Origin of the sequence: Shewanella sp. POL2, assembly GCF_000282755.1 — a bacterium.
Taxonomy (GTDB): Bacteria; Pseudomonadota; Gammaproteobacteria; order Enterobacterales; family Shewanellaceae; genus Shewanella; species Shewanella xiamenensis.
Genome location: NZ_AKZL01000100.1, coordinates 1 through 15532 on the forward strand (window position 1 = coordinate 1; position 15532 = coordinate 15532).

Annotated in this window: 14 protein-coding genes; 5 read left to right on the top strand and 9 right to left on the bottom strand. The window is 45.2% G+C overall.

The features are described from left to right. The 7 genes from SHEWPOL2_RS19015 to SHEWPOL2_RS19045 all read right to left on the bottom strand — a co-directional run. Positions 1-163 (bottom strand): chaperone NapD (locus tag SHEWPOL2_RS19015; RefSeq protein ID WP_037430705.1); only part of this gene is annotated, 163 nt, incomplete at its 3' end. 43 nt (positions 164-206) lie between these two features. Next, on the bottom strand, positions 207-365 hold the full coding sequence (locus SHEWPOL2_RS19020) for a nitrate reductase (RefSeq protein WP_011716898.1): 159 nt from the start codon (positions 363-365) through the stop codon (positions 207-209). Positions 366-1063: 698 nt separating this feature from the next. Beyond that, positions 1064-4945 carry an ATP-dependent RNA helicase HrpA gene (hrpA, locus tag SHEWPOL2_RS19025; protein WP_037430708.1) on the bottom strand — a complete coding sequence of 1294 codons (3882 nt, stop codon included), beginning with the start codon at positions 4943-4945 and terminating at the stop codon, positions 1064-1066. 114 nt (positions 4946-5059) lie between these two features. Further along, positions 5060-5476: a CBS domain-containing protein gene (locus SHEWPOL2_RS19030; protein WP_037418282.1), complete on the bottom strand. Its 417-nt coding sequence runs from the start codon at positions 5474-5476 to the stop codon at positions 5060-5062. A gap of 294 nt (positions 5477-5770) precedes the next feature. After that, the gene (locus tag SHEWPOL2_RS19035; RefSeq protein ID WP_037430729.1) at positions 5771-6229 is read right to left on the bottom strand and encodes a low molecular weight protein-tyrosine-phosphatase; all 459 of its coding nucleotides are present in this window, start codon (positions 6227-6229) and stop codon (positions 5771-5773) included. Between the two features lie 68 nt (positions 6230-6297). After that, on the bottom strand, positions 6298-7314 hold the full coding sequence (locus SHEWPOL2_RS19040) for a hypothetical protein (protein WP_037430710.1): 1017 nt from the start codon (positions 7312-7314) through the stop codon (positions 6298-6300). A 103-nt stretch (positions 7315-7417) separates the two neighbouring features. Then, complete coding sequence (locus SHEWPOL2_RS19045) at positions 7418-8326, bottom strand: DNA ligase (RefSeq protein ID WP_037430712.1); 909 nt, start codon at positions 8324-8326, stop codon at positions 7418-7420. Between the two features lie 243 nt (positions 8327-8569). On the opposite strand from SHEWPOL2_RS19045, the gene SHEWPOL2_RS19050 reads away from it, so the two are divergent. After that, entirely contained in the window at positions 8570-8941 is a 372-nt protein-coding gene (locus tag SHEWPOL2_RS19050) for a diacylglycerol kinase (protein WP_037430715.1), read from the top strand. Positions 8942-9041: 100 nt separating this feature from the next. On the opposite strand, the gene hdfR is transcribed toward SHEWPOL2_RS19050, so the two are convergent. Continuing rightward, complete coding sequence (gene hdfR, locus SHEWPOL2_RS19055; RefSeq protein ID WP_037430718.1) at positions 9042-9902, bottom strand: HTH-type transcriptional regulator HdfR; 861 nt, start codon at positions 9900-9902, stop codon at positions 9042-9044. Positions 9903-10010: 108 nt separating this feature from the next. Here hdfR and SHEWPOL2_RS19060 point away from each other — a divergent pair, with 108 nt between their 5' ends. From SHEWPOL2_RS19060 to SHEWPOL2_RS19070, 3 genes are all read left to right on the top strand, one after another. Further along, the gene (locus SHEWPOL2_RS19060) at positions 10011-10469 is read left to right on the top strand and encodes a DUF413 domain-containing protein (RefSeq protein ID WP_037430721.1); all 459 of its coding nucleotides are present in this window, start codon (positions 10011-10013) and stop codon (positions 10467-10469) included. 20 nt (positions 10470-10489) lie between these two features. Then, positions 10490-11449: a RimK family alpha-L-glutamate ligase gene (locus tag SHEWPOL2_RS19065; protein WP_037418145.1), complete on the top strand. Its 960-nt coding sequence runs from the start codon at positions 10490-10492 to the stop codon at positions 11447-11449. A gap of 426 nt (positions 11450-11875) precedes the next feature. Further along, entirely contained in the window at positions 11876-12739 is an 864-nt protein-coding gene (locus SHEWPOL2_RS19070) for a hypothetical protein (RefSeq protein ID WP_037430731.1), read from the top strand. A 291-nt stretch (positions 12740-13030) separates the two neighbouring features. On the opposite strand, the gene SHEWPOL2_RS19075 is transcribed toward SHEWPOL2_RS19070, so the two are convergent. Next, entirely contained in the window at positions 13031-14656 is a 1626-nt protein-coding gene (locus SHEWPOL2_RS19075; RefSeq protein WP_037430724.1) for a M28 family metallopeptidase, read from the bottom strand. 159 nt (positions 14657-14815) lie between these two features. On the opposite strand from SHEWPOL2_RS19075, the gene SHEWPOL2_RS19080 reads away from it, so the two are divergent. Beyond that, positions 14816-15532 (top strand): GGDEF domain-containing protein (locus tag SHEWPOL2_RS19080; RefSeq protein ID WP_037430727.1); only part of this gene is annotated, 717 nt, incomplete at its 3' end.

Genomic DNA, 15532 nt, shown 5'->3' on the forward strand with positions numbered 1-15532 from the left:
CAAGGCTACGTTGGGAGTTACCTTCAAGTACAACGACGAGTTTTACTTCGTTATTGACAGAGAGTTCGGCATTCTCAATCGCCATAATGTGTTGCCTAACATCCGCCATCTTATTTGGCATGACTTGCACCACGAGACTTGTGATATGCAGCTCTTTGCTCATCCGACACTCCGCTTTAATTCTGTTGTTATTATTTTGTATTGACTCAACCAGCCCCCGGTGGGCCGGTGAAGATTTGGCTAAACCATATGGCAAATCCCAATCCACTCACCAACAACACGGATAAGAGGGGGGCGAGAAATACGGTTAAAAAGATAAAAATTTTCAGTTCTAAGGATTTTTCTGCTGCGCTGTTAGCACTCATGCGTCCTCCAAGAGGTTCGTTCCTGTGATGGATTACTCTGATCACTACAGGATTTATAGGTATCTCTATTGCATCTTTGATCCACCAACTGATCATAGCGTTAAGGTGTTAACAAACTGTATACCTCAAAATCGGTAAACCCTTTGATGCTTGATCCAGATCATCAATTTGGCGATAGATTTAATTAGATCATGGTTTTTGAGCGTTTTTTCAGATTGTAAACAGGTTGATTAGTTATGTTTTTTATTAACTAATTGCTAAAGCATGGAAAAGAGATAGGCGTTAGGCAACTAAACCGCACAAGATTTAAACAAAATATACCTTAAGGAGTATTAGGGGATGGTAAAGGAAGGCGCAAATTACCGATTATCTGCAGCGAAATTGGCTTAACATCTTCGTCAAATCGTTAACTCGCTCAAGATATAGCCAAAGTCCCTGCTGTATTCGCTAACTGTTTATCAATTAAAAGCCATTAGGGGCCATTCATTCGCTACCTACTTTGCCCTTTGAGGTTAGCCTGTGATAGCCCATAGCAAACAATCACGCCTGCAACAACATGCTGATCGCGGCTAATTATAGTTAGGTGAAAGTGAGCAATAAAAAAGCCGAACCCTAAGGTTCGGCTGTTAATGCTAAAGATGATGCATTATGCATAACTGACTGAATCTACAGTTTCAGTCAGTTATGCATCAACATCATTAACTCAGCAGGATATGGTTTAAGATACGCTTTTCCGAGATGGGATAAGCTGTTCCTAGCGCTTGGGCAAAGCATGACACCCGGTACTCTTCAATCATCCAACGGGCTTCAATCAGTGCCGCAGGTACGGGCTGTGAGCGCGGCACCTTGGCAAGTTGCGCCGCTAAGGCCTCCTGCACCTTAGTGATACTCTGCATATGCAAGCGGTCACGGGTCGGGTCTACAGGTAATTTATCGATGCGGATTTCAATCGCCTTTAAGTAACGCGCCACATCGGCTAAACGCTTCCAACCGCAGGCTTCGACGAATCCCTTAAAAACTAATTGGTCCAATTGGCTTTGAATATCACTCATCGCAAAAGCGATATCTAAGCTGATTTTACCCTTAGTCCGCTTTTTAATACCTTGATAGAGCGTCAAAATCTGCTCCACTTTTAGGGCGATTTGCTCAGCCGTTGGATTCAGCTCTTGGCGCACCCAATCCTTGGCCGCATCAAACTGCGCTGCATCGCGCACATCCAGCGCCTTTTCATCAAGCAACTGCTGCACGGCTGCGGCAATAATATCATCAATTAAAATTTGCACTTGGCCAAATGGATTGAAATACATCGCCAGTTTGGCCTTGTTGGGCAGCGCCTGTTGCAGGTGTTTTACCGGCGATGGAATGTTGAGTAATAACAAGCGACGTAGACCTTGACGATGCGCCGCCTCTGCCTCAAATTCATCATCAAATAATTTGATGGCAACTGAATCTTTATTATCAATCAATGCGGGGAATGCCCGCACTTGATAGTTGCCCTTACGCTGCTCAAATTGCTTAGGTAAGTCGCCAAAGGACCACTCGGTGAGTGCTTCCTTTTCAATCCCCTTATCCGCCACCTGACGAATCGCCTTAGCGACCACACCCTGTAACTCGGCCTTTAAGGTATCGAGCACCCGCCCCTGTGCCACTAACTTGCCCTTGTCATCCTCAATCTTAAAGTTCATCAGCAAATGCACTGGCATCTGCGAAACATCAAAATCTTCAGGATTGACGCGCGTGCCACTCATACGCAGCAGCTGTTTGCACATGGCGTCGAGTAAACTGGCGCTAAAGGGCTGCATCGCCTGCACGCAGGCTCGGGCATAATCGGGCGCTGGGACAAAGTTACGTCTTAGTCCCTTAGGTAAAGACTTAATCAGGGCAACACATTTCTCCTCACGCATCCCCGCCACGAGCCAATCGAAATCCGTATCATCGATTTGATTGAGTAGCGCCACTGGAATATGCACAGAGACGCCATCATCACTCGCCGCAGGATCAAAGTGATAACTCAGTTGCAAACGAATATTGCCCTTGTGCCAAGTATCGGGGAAATCGAGCGCCGAGATATGATCGGCACTGCGCTGCATCAATAGCGACTTATTAAAATCGAGTAAATCGGGCTGAGTTCGGCGCGCTTCCTTCCACCAGCTAAAGAACTTAGGCGCGTTATAGATGCCTTCGGGAATGCGCGGCTCGTAAAAGTCCATCAACACTTGTTCATCGACCAAAATATCGCGGCGACGGGACTTGTGCTCGAGCGCTTCGACATCCTCCAATAACTTTTGGTTAGCGATAAAGAAGGCTTCTTTGGTTTGTAATTGCCCTTCGGCAAGCGCGCTACGGATAAAGATTTCCCGCGCTTCAACAGGATTAATCGGCCCGTATTGCACGCGGCGACGATGTACTACGGTCAAACCGTAAAGCACTTGATTCTCAAAGGCGATCACACTGCCCTGTTTCGCCTCAAAATGCGGCTCTAGGTGATTCTTTTTAATCAGATGCGCCGCTAACGGCTCGAGCCACTCTGGCTCAATTTTGGCGCAGCAGCGAGCAAACAGCTTAGAGGTTTCCATTAGCTCCGCCGCCATGATCCATTTAGGGCCTTTTTTCGCCAGCGGTGAACCTGGGAACACAAAAAACTTACGATTGCGCGCGCCTAAGTATTCGTTGTTATTGTCCTTAAAGCCAATATGGCTGAGCAGACCCGATAACAGCGCACGGTGCAGCGCATCGTAGTTGGCAGGCGTCTCGTTTAAGCGCCACTTTAAATCGTGAACCGCTTGTTTTAACTGAGTATATAAATCCTGCCATTCACGCACCCGCAGGTAGGCTAAGTACTCGTCGCGGCACTTTTTACGGAACTGACTGGCGGATAATTCCTTTTGTTGCTCTTTTAAGTGCTGCCATAAGTTTACCCAACTGACAAAATCAGACTGGGGATCGGCAAAGCGGCGATGGGCTTCATCGGACGCCTGCTTTTTATCCATGGGCCGCTCACGGGGATCTTGAATAGACAGCCCTGAGGCGATCACTAACACCTCATTTAAGCAACCAAGTTGGTGGCTTTCGACCACCATACGCGCTAAACGTGGATCGACGGGGATTTGCGATAACTGCCGCCCCAGCGGCGTCAACACTATATTACCCTTCTGCTGCTTAACCGCCTGTAATTCCTCAAGCAGTAAGAAGCCATCGCGAATATGGCGCGGATCGGGTGGCTCAATAAAGGGGAACGCCGCAATATCGCCAAGGCCGATGGCGAGCATCTGCAAAATCACCGAGGCTAAGTTTGTACGTAGGATTTCGGGATCGGTAAACGCGGGACGACTGTTAAAATCCGCCTCATCGTATAAACGGATACAAATCCCCGGACCAACACGGCCGCAGCGGCCTTGGCGCTGATTGGCACTCGCCTGTGAAATCGGCTCGATCGGCAAACGCTGTACTTTAGTGCGATAACTGTAACGGCTGATGCGTGCTGTTCCTGGGTCAATCACATAACGAATACCCGGCACAGTCAGCGAGGTTTCCGCTACGTTAGTCGCAAGCACAATACGACGCCCTGTATGGCTGCTAAAGACCTTGGATTGCTCGCCGTAGGAGAGGCGCGCGTAGAGCGGTAAAATCTCAGTATCGCGGTAATTACGCCGATTTAGCTGCTCTGCGGTATCGCGAATTTCACGCTCACCGTTCATAAAGATCAAAATATCGCCTAAGCCTTCGGCAACCAGCTCATCAACGGCGGCAAAAATCCCTTCAATTTGGTCGAGATCGGCCTCAGTATCTTGTAACAATGGGCGATAACGGGTTTCGACCGGATAGGTACGCCCTGACACCTCAATAATCGGCGCATTATTGAAATGCTTAGAAAAACGCTCAACATCAATGGTCGCCGAAGTGATGATGATCTTAAGATCGGGGCGTTTTTTCAGAATTTGCTTGAGGTAACCCAAGATAAAATCGATGTTGAGGCTACGTTCATGCGCCTCGTCGATAATGATAGTATCGTATTGATCTAAATAACGATCTGAAGTCAGCTCCGCCAGTAAAATCCCGTCGGTCATCAGTTTGATATAGGATTCACTCTTAAGCGCATCGGCAAAACGCACCTTAAAGCCCACGACTTCGCCGAGCGGGCTTTGTAATTCTTCAGCCACTCTTGACGCGACACTGCGCGCTGCCAACCTCCGCGGCTGGGTATGACCAATAAAACCACGGCTGCCTAAGCCCAGTTCTAAACAGATTTTAGGTAACTGCGTGGTTTTACCCGAGCCAGTTTCACCCGCAATGATCACCACTTGGTTTTCACTAATGGCTTTGGCGATGTCTTCGCGCATGCCACTGACGGGCAGATTGTCAGGATAATTGATCTTAGGGCGAGCCTTCAGGCGCTGCTCTACTTTCTCGAACGCTGCTTGCGCCTGCTCAGCAAGTTTGGCTAATTCTTGTGTTTTTTTGTCAGAATCGGCTTCTTTATGGAGCTTAAATAAACGGCGGCGGATCCGCGAGGCATCACTTTGAAAGCACTGCTGTAGAAAAGCGCTCGATAGCGGATGTTTGTCAGAGTTCAAAACCAAATTCCATTGCTAGCATCGAAAAAGGCGATCCTAGCAAGGAACCTGGTTTATTGGTATGGCTAATTGTTCAAAACACACCGTAAACCACGGGAAATTAGCCCCCCAAATAACGGCTTAAGCGGGTGCAAGATAACATTGCTGCATGTACACATTCATCGCCTTCAACACATTGGTGCGATTGATTGTGCCGATGACTTTGCCATTATCCACCACCGGATAGGTCTTTGGTTTAGCGCCCAGCATCTGCTCCGCGAGTTGTAAAATACTCTCATCAGGACCGACATACAGGACTTCAGTGCGCATACAATCCTTCACCACTGAGGTTAAGTCACAGTGATAGCTGCTCTTTAACATGACAGCTAAGCAGTCTTGCTGGGATAAAAAACCCACTAAATTACCACTGTCATCCACGACAGCTGCACCCATCTTGTTATTATCTAACAGTTTCTCAACCGCAGTAGCCAGTGACATATTTGCACTGAGCAACACAGGCTGACGGTCCATATGGTCGCGTATTTTGATTGAATCCATAGCAATCTCCCCAAACTTACCTGTAACAAACTCACTTACCTGAGCTTTGAGTCTAGTCAAAATCTCGCAAGAGTTAAGCAATTAATATCGATTGAGCTTATCTGACGACTAGGGCATGTTGACGTTTTAAGGTTATAGCGGTAAGAACTGTTTGAGATAGATTTAGTATCCCGAAATAAGCTTAGTTAACGCTTAATGAAATTAATCCAATGATTTTACGTTCTATTGCATAGGTAAGCAGGGGTTGATACTTTGACTCATCGAGGTTCTAAGGCACCTACTCCGCCTTAATCATTAATCTGTGTCATTCGTTTTTCCTGCTAATTGATCTAACAAGCTATCGATACTCTGTTCTAGCAAATCGAGGACTAATTCAAATCCTTGAGTACCGCCATAATAGGGATCGGGAACCTCATCAATTTCACTATTTCCGTATGACAACACTAGCTGAAGTTTGTATTGATACTCAAGCGGACAACGACTACGTAAATCCACTAAATTACGATTATCGGCTGCTAAAATAAGATCAAAATACTCAAAATCGGCATCAACAATTTGTCTTGCGCGCATACCATCGAAACTTAACCCGCGTTTTATACCCGCAGCCATGGCGCGATTGTCAGGCTTATCTCCTTGGTGATAACCAATGGTGCCAGCAGAATCGACTTCAATATTGAGGCGACGTTCACGAATTTTTGCACGGCAAACGGCCTCTGCCGTGGGCGAACGACAAATATTCCCCATACAGACCATTAAAATTCGTCTTATATTTTTTGCTTTTAACGCTTTATCTTCTAACAACTTAGCATCCTCTGGCAGCGCTATTTAGGGGGATATGCGATTTGCCCAAAGGCGGGAGAAATACATTTTTTCACTTCAAAATGATAACCGTATTTCTCGTTAGCAGACTCGGTGATTTCCAGTATTTCGTAATCGTTTAACTCAACCACCACAGAATTGGCTAATTTTTCACAACGACTACGGCCATCGGCCTCAAACTTATAGGCAAATAACGCGATTAATTCTCGGATCCCCTTGTAGTATGTGTGCCCAAAAGTTCTTAAGGATTCGATAGTGCCATCAGCAGATTGCATGGTGAGATCATTAGCCGCTTTCTCTGCTTCAGTCTGGGCTTTTTCGGTTATTTTGACTTCAACAACAGTGTTTGCAAGACTCACTTTTTCATTTTTTTGTATTTTGTTCGCAACGTTCTCCAATAAAGTTTCACCATCGGAGATGGCAACAAGATTCATTAATAACACCACAGATAACACCATACGTAAAAATGCCGTTGTTACCACAAAGCGTTTTTTATTGTCCTGTTGGTTGGCCTCTAACCCTAAAATCCGTAAACCGATATGGAACAATAAATAACAAGGGATCACAATTTGCAGAAGCAGTAACGCGAGAATAGAAATACACACGAACCAAATAGGTAAATACAGCAAAATGGCAAAGTTGTGCGTGTAAGACAAATGTGAAGCTGAAACACCTGTGATTTCATTAACCACACTACCACTGGCGGCCAAGGCAAAGTTGGCAATAACAGCATAAAAGAGTAGGAAAATGGCTTTTCCAGCCAAGGAATGCCACGCCATTGCAAATTTTGGCCAAAACTCAATGATTAACGCAACCGCAGTGATAATAGCGGCCAGCCAAATATCTGACTGAAATAGCAATAATGCAATTAATGCTAATAGATAACAGCGCTGGGCAATGGTTAAACTTTGCAAAAACGCTTTAGCGGTGACAATGGGCTGCTTAGTCCATTTGGGAACCGTTAAGATTTTAGCCAAGCGTTGCTTCAAAGAATGTTCACTAAATTGAATATCAACCAAAACCTACTCCTTGGTGTTATTGCCTATTAATAATCAGTATGATACTCGGCAAAACCCTTATTGATAGCGTTCGATTTTTATCAATATCCAACAATTTCGCAACTTATTCTTTAACTTCTTTATCCTCAGGCACAATGTCTGTCCTGATCCGTAAATAACTAGCAAATCGCGGCAAACCATTCACCGTTAACCCTAGATACCTGTAAGTGATAAGTGTACCGATAGCTGGGGGATGCTGACGCTCTGCAAGGTTAAAACCTGTGCCAATACTAAAAATTCGCCCCTCTGGTGTTTGCACTCTTAAGGCACCCATTTTCCCAGCAAATTGCCCTTTGCCAGCAACATAACCAATCACCGTCGCTTCAGCATCTAAATAGGGCTTTAACTTCATTACATTAGGATTACGTCCCGGCGTATATACCGCAGTGCGACGATGTAAAATTAATCCTTCAGCGCCAAGGGCAACTAAGGTATTTAAAGTGTCATAGAGGGCCTCGACACTGTCGACACTAAATTGCTCAATAACTTGAAGATAAGCCGATTTTCCCACGATCAGAGTTTGCATTTGCAGATAACGGTCTTCAAAGCTCCCCTTGGTTGTCGGTAAATCAAATACCATAAAGCGTACCTTTTGCCAGTCCGTATCCTTTGGCGATTTTTGACGTATTAATCCTGAAATCGCCTCAAACTGCCCTCGCCCGAGCCATAACTCACCTTCCATTGCGATAGTGGGAAACTCGGCGGTAAACCAACTTGGGGCCAGAATGGGATTCCCCTGACGGGTAAACAAACGTTGCCCATCCCAGTAACCACGCACACCATCAAGTTTTTCACTGACCAGAAACGTGCCGATTTGAGTATGATCGTCGAGTGCATATTCCGTTGCTAATTGAATATTCGGTGCAGGACTTGCATAGCTAACCGCAATAAATAAGCTGCAAAGACCAATGAGAAGCCCAAAGCACTTGGCAAGTGCATTTCTTAAAAAAAGTACGCGAATTGTCAGAGTCATTCCTTTGTCTCTCTGTAAGTCATCCCACTGCAAGCTTAGTATTTAGCCTTGACTGCCGCTAATCCGGCCGCAATATGATCCCCCTATCAGAGCGAGCAATTTGTATAGTTAACTATTTATACACATAAATTATCGGGCTATACTGCGGCCTCATTTTTAAGCTCGTTCAAAAGCCGGCAGACAAGTCGCATTCAGTTTGAACGAAAATGCTCACGAACAACCGCCCAAGTCGATGGAATAATTATGAAACCAGCAAATAACCACGGTATAAAACGCATCTTTAGAGCGACGGGATTTTCAATGAAGGGCTTAAAAGCGGCGTGGGTCCATGAAGCTGCGTTTAGACAAGAATTGATGCTTGCGGTGGTGATGCTCCCCATCGCCCTATTGGTCGATATCAGCACCATGGAACGCTTAATGTTGATCTTAACGCTGTTTATCGTGTTAATTGTAGAGCTATTAAATTCTGCTATTGAAGCAGTTGTTGACCGTGTTGGCAGTGAGATCCATCCCCTGAGTGGTCAAGCAAAGGATATCGCCTCTGCTGCGGTGTTCATGAGTTTAGCGCTCTGCGGGATCACTTGGCTCGTGGTGTTATTACCGCGCTTGATATAATCCTTTGTGCGCATTAACACTGATTTAGGTCATTAAATTCGCTGATAAAAAACGCCTTTAGGAATTATCCCAAAGGCGTTTTTTATCCAACTCAACAAATTTAGTTATCTTCAATTACGAGCTTATCCGCTAAAAAACTTATCGCCTGCTTAATTTGCTCTAGTCTGTCATTTTCAGCCCAATAGGCGACATACACACTGCGTGAAATCGCACTCGCCCCCGCGACCAAATTCAGTTCGCCTCTTTGAAGCAAAGGCTGCACCAAATGCTCGGGTAAAAATGCGCAGCCGCCGTTATTTAAGATAAAATCTAAGGCGATTCGAGCCGAACTAGTATGTAAAGTTGGCACAGGTAAAGCCGCATATTCCTGCGCATGAATAATATTAAAGGCCGTCCCCCAATCGACTTTGACATATTGTCCAGCTTGCACCTCATTAACGGCCACATCCCGGGATTTAGATACCAGCAGCAAATTGATTTGGCCTAATTGGATTAATTCAAATTGGTCAAGTTTGGGTGGATCAAAAGAAATCGCTAAATCAAGGGTGCGGTCCATCAATTGCCGTGTCATTACGGTGAGTGGCAAAACCTCGGTCCGCAATGCAACCCCAGGAAGTCCCACATGCAGATGCTGTAAATACCGCTGTAAATAGGCATCCCAAATATTGGGACCCGCACCAATCGCTAATTGAGTCGATTGTAACTGACTAAGCGAAACATCCTGCTTGGCGCGCTCCCATGCTGTCAATACCGCTTCCGCATGGCCCAACATCCGTTCCCCAGCAGGGGTCGGCTGAATATTATTTCGTTGGCGCTCAAACAAGGCAACACCAAGAATGCTCTCAAGCTGTTTAACTCTAAAACTTACCGCACTACGGGTAAGGTAGAGGTTTTCCGCCGCCTTACCAAAATGGCGGGTACGAGAGACTTCCAGAAAGGTCTTTAGTAAATCGGTATCCATAAAAATTCTTGACCAACATAGGCAAATTTTTTTGATTTATAAATCAATAATACTAGCCAATACTCCACTTGCAAATCTTTGTATACCAAAATCTAGAAGGTAACAGCCATGTCTGAACAGTCTTTTTCAAACGCTAACAGGGGTTCTGAGACGCTGAACGGCTCAGCTGCCAGTTTTGTATCTCACAAACGCTTTTACGACGATACTAATTTCCCCAAAGGTTTTAAGCGCAGTGGCGACTTCACTAGTAAAGAAGCCGAACTGCTCGAATTACATGGTCATGCCATGAAAAACCTTGCTGAAGGCAAAACACTCCCAGTGACCGCCGACGAAGCACAATTTGTCGAAGTCATCAAAGGAAACATCGCTCCGAGTAGCTTGTTAGAGCAGATCTGGTTAAAGTACCGCAAACTCGCCCGGGGTAAGCCCTTTTATGCAGTGGTTGGTACGGTTCATTTACCAGCAACCAAACCTGAGGTTGAGCCAGAAGCGGCATTCGATGTAGATGTGGATGTTGAAATTGAAGATGATGTTCAGGATGAAGCTGAACCCGAGGACAAAGCATGAAAATGAAGGTTTGCGATTAAATGCGTGGTTGGATTTTATATAAAGAAACCGCGACTCAGCTAAAACCTGAATGGTATGAAATCGAACGTCTGTTGGCGGCAGCTAAGGCCGACAATATTGAATTAGCCGTTTATGCGCCGGATGAGTTTGATCTCACCGTGACGAGAGAAGATAACAAAAGTATTTTGTTAAATGGACAACCCGTTGAATTGCCGGATTTTATCATTCCGCGCATGGGTTCTGGCACCACCTACTTTGCGTTGGCAATCATTCGCCATTTAGAACGCTTAGGGGTCTATTGTTTAAATCCTTCAAAAGCCATTGAGATTGTTAAAGATAAGCTCTTCTCCCAGCAATTGTTGGCCGAGAAGAATTTACCGACACCAAAAACCATGTTGGTCAAATTCCCGGTTGATATTGATCTGGTTGAGCGACATTTAGGTTTTCCCGTAGTGATTAAAACGCTCTCAGGCTCTCAAGGCAGTGGTGTATTCTTATCACACAAAGCCCGTGAGTTTGATGACTTAATGCAACTAATTGAAGCGACTAATAAAAACGCCAACATTATTTTGCAAGAGTTCATCGCCAATAGTCATGGCCGCGACTTGCGAGTCTTTACTATTGGCGGACGCGTTGCAGGCTGCTACGAGCGACGTGGGCAAGAAGATAGCTTTAAAGCTAATGTCAGCGCGGGTGGCTCGGCGAGGCCCTTTGAAATCACCCCTGAAATCGAATGGCTCGCGACGCAAACCGCCAATATTCTCGATTTAGATGTGGCAGGTATCGATTTATTGTTCGATAACGGCCATTACAAAATCTGCGAAGCCAACTCATCACCTGGGTTTGAAGGATTAGAATCGTGCTTAAATGTGGATATTGCTGCGCAAATTTTGCACTTTATCCGCATCCGTTTAGGCATGTTTAACAAGGACGAGAAAAGCAGCGAGCCAACATCGGCCGCTAACACGCATAACAATTGATGCGGTCTCGTTAAGCTCTTATCGGCGGCTCAGTCTCTACTGGGCCGTTTTTTTAGGCTTTACGACATATTCCCGTCACTAGGGCGTGTTGACGTTTCAGGGTTATTTTTGCAGTAATGTGGCTGGCTTTTATGCAAGGCAAAGTCCGTACAGTGTAGTTATTCTACATAAATGGACGATAACGCAGCAGAAACCTCAACACGCCCTAATCACCAAGATGTAAATTACTGTGATCCCTCCCTCAAGCCTGCGATACCAAAGCGATTAACCATACAACTTTTGTTTTAAATCACGAAAATCCACACTTTTCAAAACATTTTATTCACATTTAAAGATTTACTGATACACTCCAAATGGTCATAACTTATGGCACTTAAGTCTGATGTTATCGCTGGATATAATAAGAAGAATACTGGAGTAGCGTTGATTTCCACTCGTCTAACCCCCTTATTGATCGCCCTTCTCACTTGCACTCCTGTGCTGGCGGGCGAATTCAGCTTGGAGCTAGGGGGATTTTATTCGCAGTCAGATACCAATATGGAAGTGACTAACCCGAATACCGCGAGTAACTTCACCTTAAACTATGAGTCCGATCTGCAACTGGCCGAAAACGAATTTTTGCCCTTTGTTGAGCTAAATTATCACTTCAACGAACGCCATCATCTTTACCTCGACTGGAAACAACTACACCGCACAGCCGAAACCCAAGCCCTTTCCAAACCCTTCCAAATTGAAATTAACGATACAATTTACGATATTAAAGCAGGCGGAAAACTCAGCTCCACCCTAAATATCGATATTCTACGTGTTGGTTACGGTTTTGATGCTATTCAAGGCAGTAACTATGATGTTGGTTTGTCTCTTGGTTTACACACAATGTTTATCAAGACAGGATTTGAAGGCATTATCGGCGTCTGTAAAGCCTCTGAGTTACTGAATAATGTCTGTGCGAGCCAGGCAATACCGCAAATTGTCGATGAGAATATCACTGCACCACTGCCGGACTTTGGCGTCTATGCTAATTACGAATTTATTTCTGGATGGGATTTAACCACTCACGCCCAGTATTTCTATATCAACCTCAATGATGTCAAAGGCGAGTTGGTTGATATTAAATTAGGCATAGATGCGCAAATTACTCCCAATTGGCGTATGAGTGTTGCCTATAACTATTACAAAGTTGACGTCGATATCGCACAAAAGTCCCCAAATAAAGAGACTCAAATTGCCGATTACAATATTTACTACAGTTTTATCGGCCCCATGCTTTCTGTTAGCTACACCTTCTAGTTAACCTGAACTCGGGATAACGAGTGTCGAAAAAATCTAAATTTAACAAACTAAATCAATGCTACAAATGATTCTTTTGAAAAGAAAAATCTTTTTTCTAACTGAATGCGCAGATTTTTGCGCATATCAAGGCGCTCTGTCGTATGCCATAGCGCGCTATGGTGAGACAGAGCAACGCAGAGAGGCCCGAAAAGATGCCTATTCAGCGGCTCTACTTATCCCGAGCTCAGGTTAATTAATTGAATAAACATAAAAAAGGACGCCGCAGCGTCCTTTTTACCTTAATCGGAATTACTTTTTACGGCCATCCTGCTCACGCTTAGTCTTAAAATCCGACGCCTCTAACCAATGTGGCCAATCTTTACCATTAGCTAAGGTCGTTAGCATGCTCGCCATCAGATCTAAATCCTGCTTCACCCCTTCGAGCGACCAGTTTGGATCATAATCATCGGCTCCTTTATGGTATTTATGGGCAATGTAGTCAGGATCCGTATCCCCAAGGCTCATAAATAACAAGCCGGGCACGCCTTGCTGGGCCAGAGCGAAGTGGTCCGATCTAAACATCAAACCATTTTGCGGTCTAGGATCAGCCTTGACAACCCGTCCCTGTGCCTTGGCGGCCTTATCTAAATAACCTTCTAACTCAGACACTCCCTCACCATAGCGCAGAATATAATCTACCCCTTGGTTCATATTCATGCCGTCAATATTTAAAAAAGCGACAATGTTTTTGGTCGGTACACTGGGATGCTGAGCAAAATGCTGAGCACCGATCAGCCCTGTTTCTTCGGCGGTAAAGGCACTAAACAGAATCGAGCGCTCAAGCGGCGCCGTTTTTGCTTGTTTGGCAAAGTAACGCGCAAGAGCTAACACACCTGCCACACCACTGGCATTATCGACCGCACCATTAATGATTTCCGGTTTACCGTCTTCTATCACTGTACCTAAATGATCCCAATGGGCATGCATCATCACCACCTCATCAGGGCGGCTTTTTCCAGGTAATAGTGCCGCCACATTGTGGGATTCGGCGCGTTCAATCGTATTATTTAAACTAACATTCGCCTTTAGCTTTAAGGGAATGGCCTTAAAGTTTGGCTTGGCGGCTTGTTGTTTTAAGGTATCAAAGTCCATACCAGCCTTAGCAAAAATCTTTTTGGCGACATCATGTTGCACCCAACCCATCACGCCAACCTGCCCTTGATTATTGTTTACATCGATGAGGGTAAACTTGGTACCTGTGTTAGAGTTTTGCACGACACCCCAGCCATAGGCTGCGGGTTCAGTTTCATGCACAATAAAAACAGCTTCAGCGCCTTGGCGAGCAGCTTCTTCGTATTTGTAAGTCCAGCGACCATAGTAGGTCATGGCATTGCCTTTAAAGACCTTGGGATCTTGGGTCGCAAAACCTGGGTCATTGACTAACACAATCACGGTTTTGCCTTTGACATCAAGGCCCTGATAGTCATTCCAACCATATTCAGGCGCATTAATGCCATAACCGACAAACACCACATCGCTATTACTGAGGTTGACTTCATCGCTAATTCTCTGGGTTCTGGCGGTAAATTCACTGCCATTGGCAAACTTAAGTCCGCCGATATCGAGTTGCATATTTTGATCGGCGGTGATTTTCGCCAGCGGCACAGCCTGTAAATAGCTGTCGCCAAATCCCGGTTTGAGCCCCATCTCTTTAAAGGCTTTCTCAAGGTAATCGATGGTCAATTGCTCACCTTCTGATAAGGGCGCACGGCCACCAAAGGCATCACTGGCTAAGGTTTTGACATCAGTACGATACTGATTCAAATCTAGGCTGTCGCTGAAGGAAGAGGCAGCTATTGCAGGCAGTGAGAGTAAGGAACCTAGGGCTCCAGCAAGGATGAAATTTTTCAAGACTTTCTCCCAAGTTATTATCATTATTTAATTTTAGCGATAAACTCTAACATATCCCCCCAAGCTTGTGGCAGGTAATTGCCCCAGCTTTTGGGCTTTTGTTGTAACGGGATTTGACGAGCCATATTGTTATCCATGTGTGATATGCATGGTTTATCGGATTATTTTTACTGGAATTTATCCATGTCACGAGATTTATTACAAACCGCAGCCTTGAATCTTAAAAAAGCGGTTCCCTTAATGCTCAAGCATCAAATTCCCACAACGCCAATCAATTATGCTCTGTGGTATACCTACGTGGGGGAACAAAACCCAGCGTTAAACGCCCAGCTCGATACAGTTATCGCCCACTACAACACTTGCCCACCAGTGAGCAGTGAGTTGTTGTTTCGCCAGTATGTCGCCGATCCTGTTGAGCTGGATGTGCGTGATATGCGGCTTAACCTTGAAGCCATGGCCACAGAGCTGTCGCAATCGATTCGGGATACAAATCTAGATGCCGCCGACTTCCAAAGCTGTATTAACAATAACTTTGCCAAGCTCAATGGTGTCGAAGAAGGCACGCTCAGTGTTGAGCAAGTGCTCGATTTAGTACGTAATTTGGTGAAGGAAGCCGACAATATTCGCTCAAGCACCGAGTTTTTTACGACCCAATTGCAAAAAGCCCAAACAGAGATTGATGCATTAAAACAAAAGCTTGAAAAAACAGAAAAAGATGTACTTTACGATGCACTTACTGGCTGTTTAAATCGCCGCGCCTTTGATGCCGATATCGCAGGCATGTTGGCACAGGCTCCCGAGGGCACCTGTCTTATCTTGGTCGATATCGATCACTTTAAGGCCTTTAATGACAACTATGGTCACCAGCTTGGCGACCAAGTATTAAAGGTCGTGGCAAAG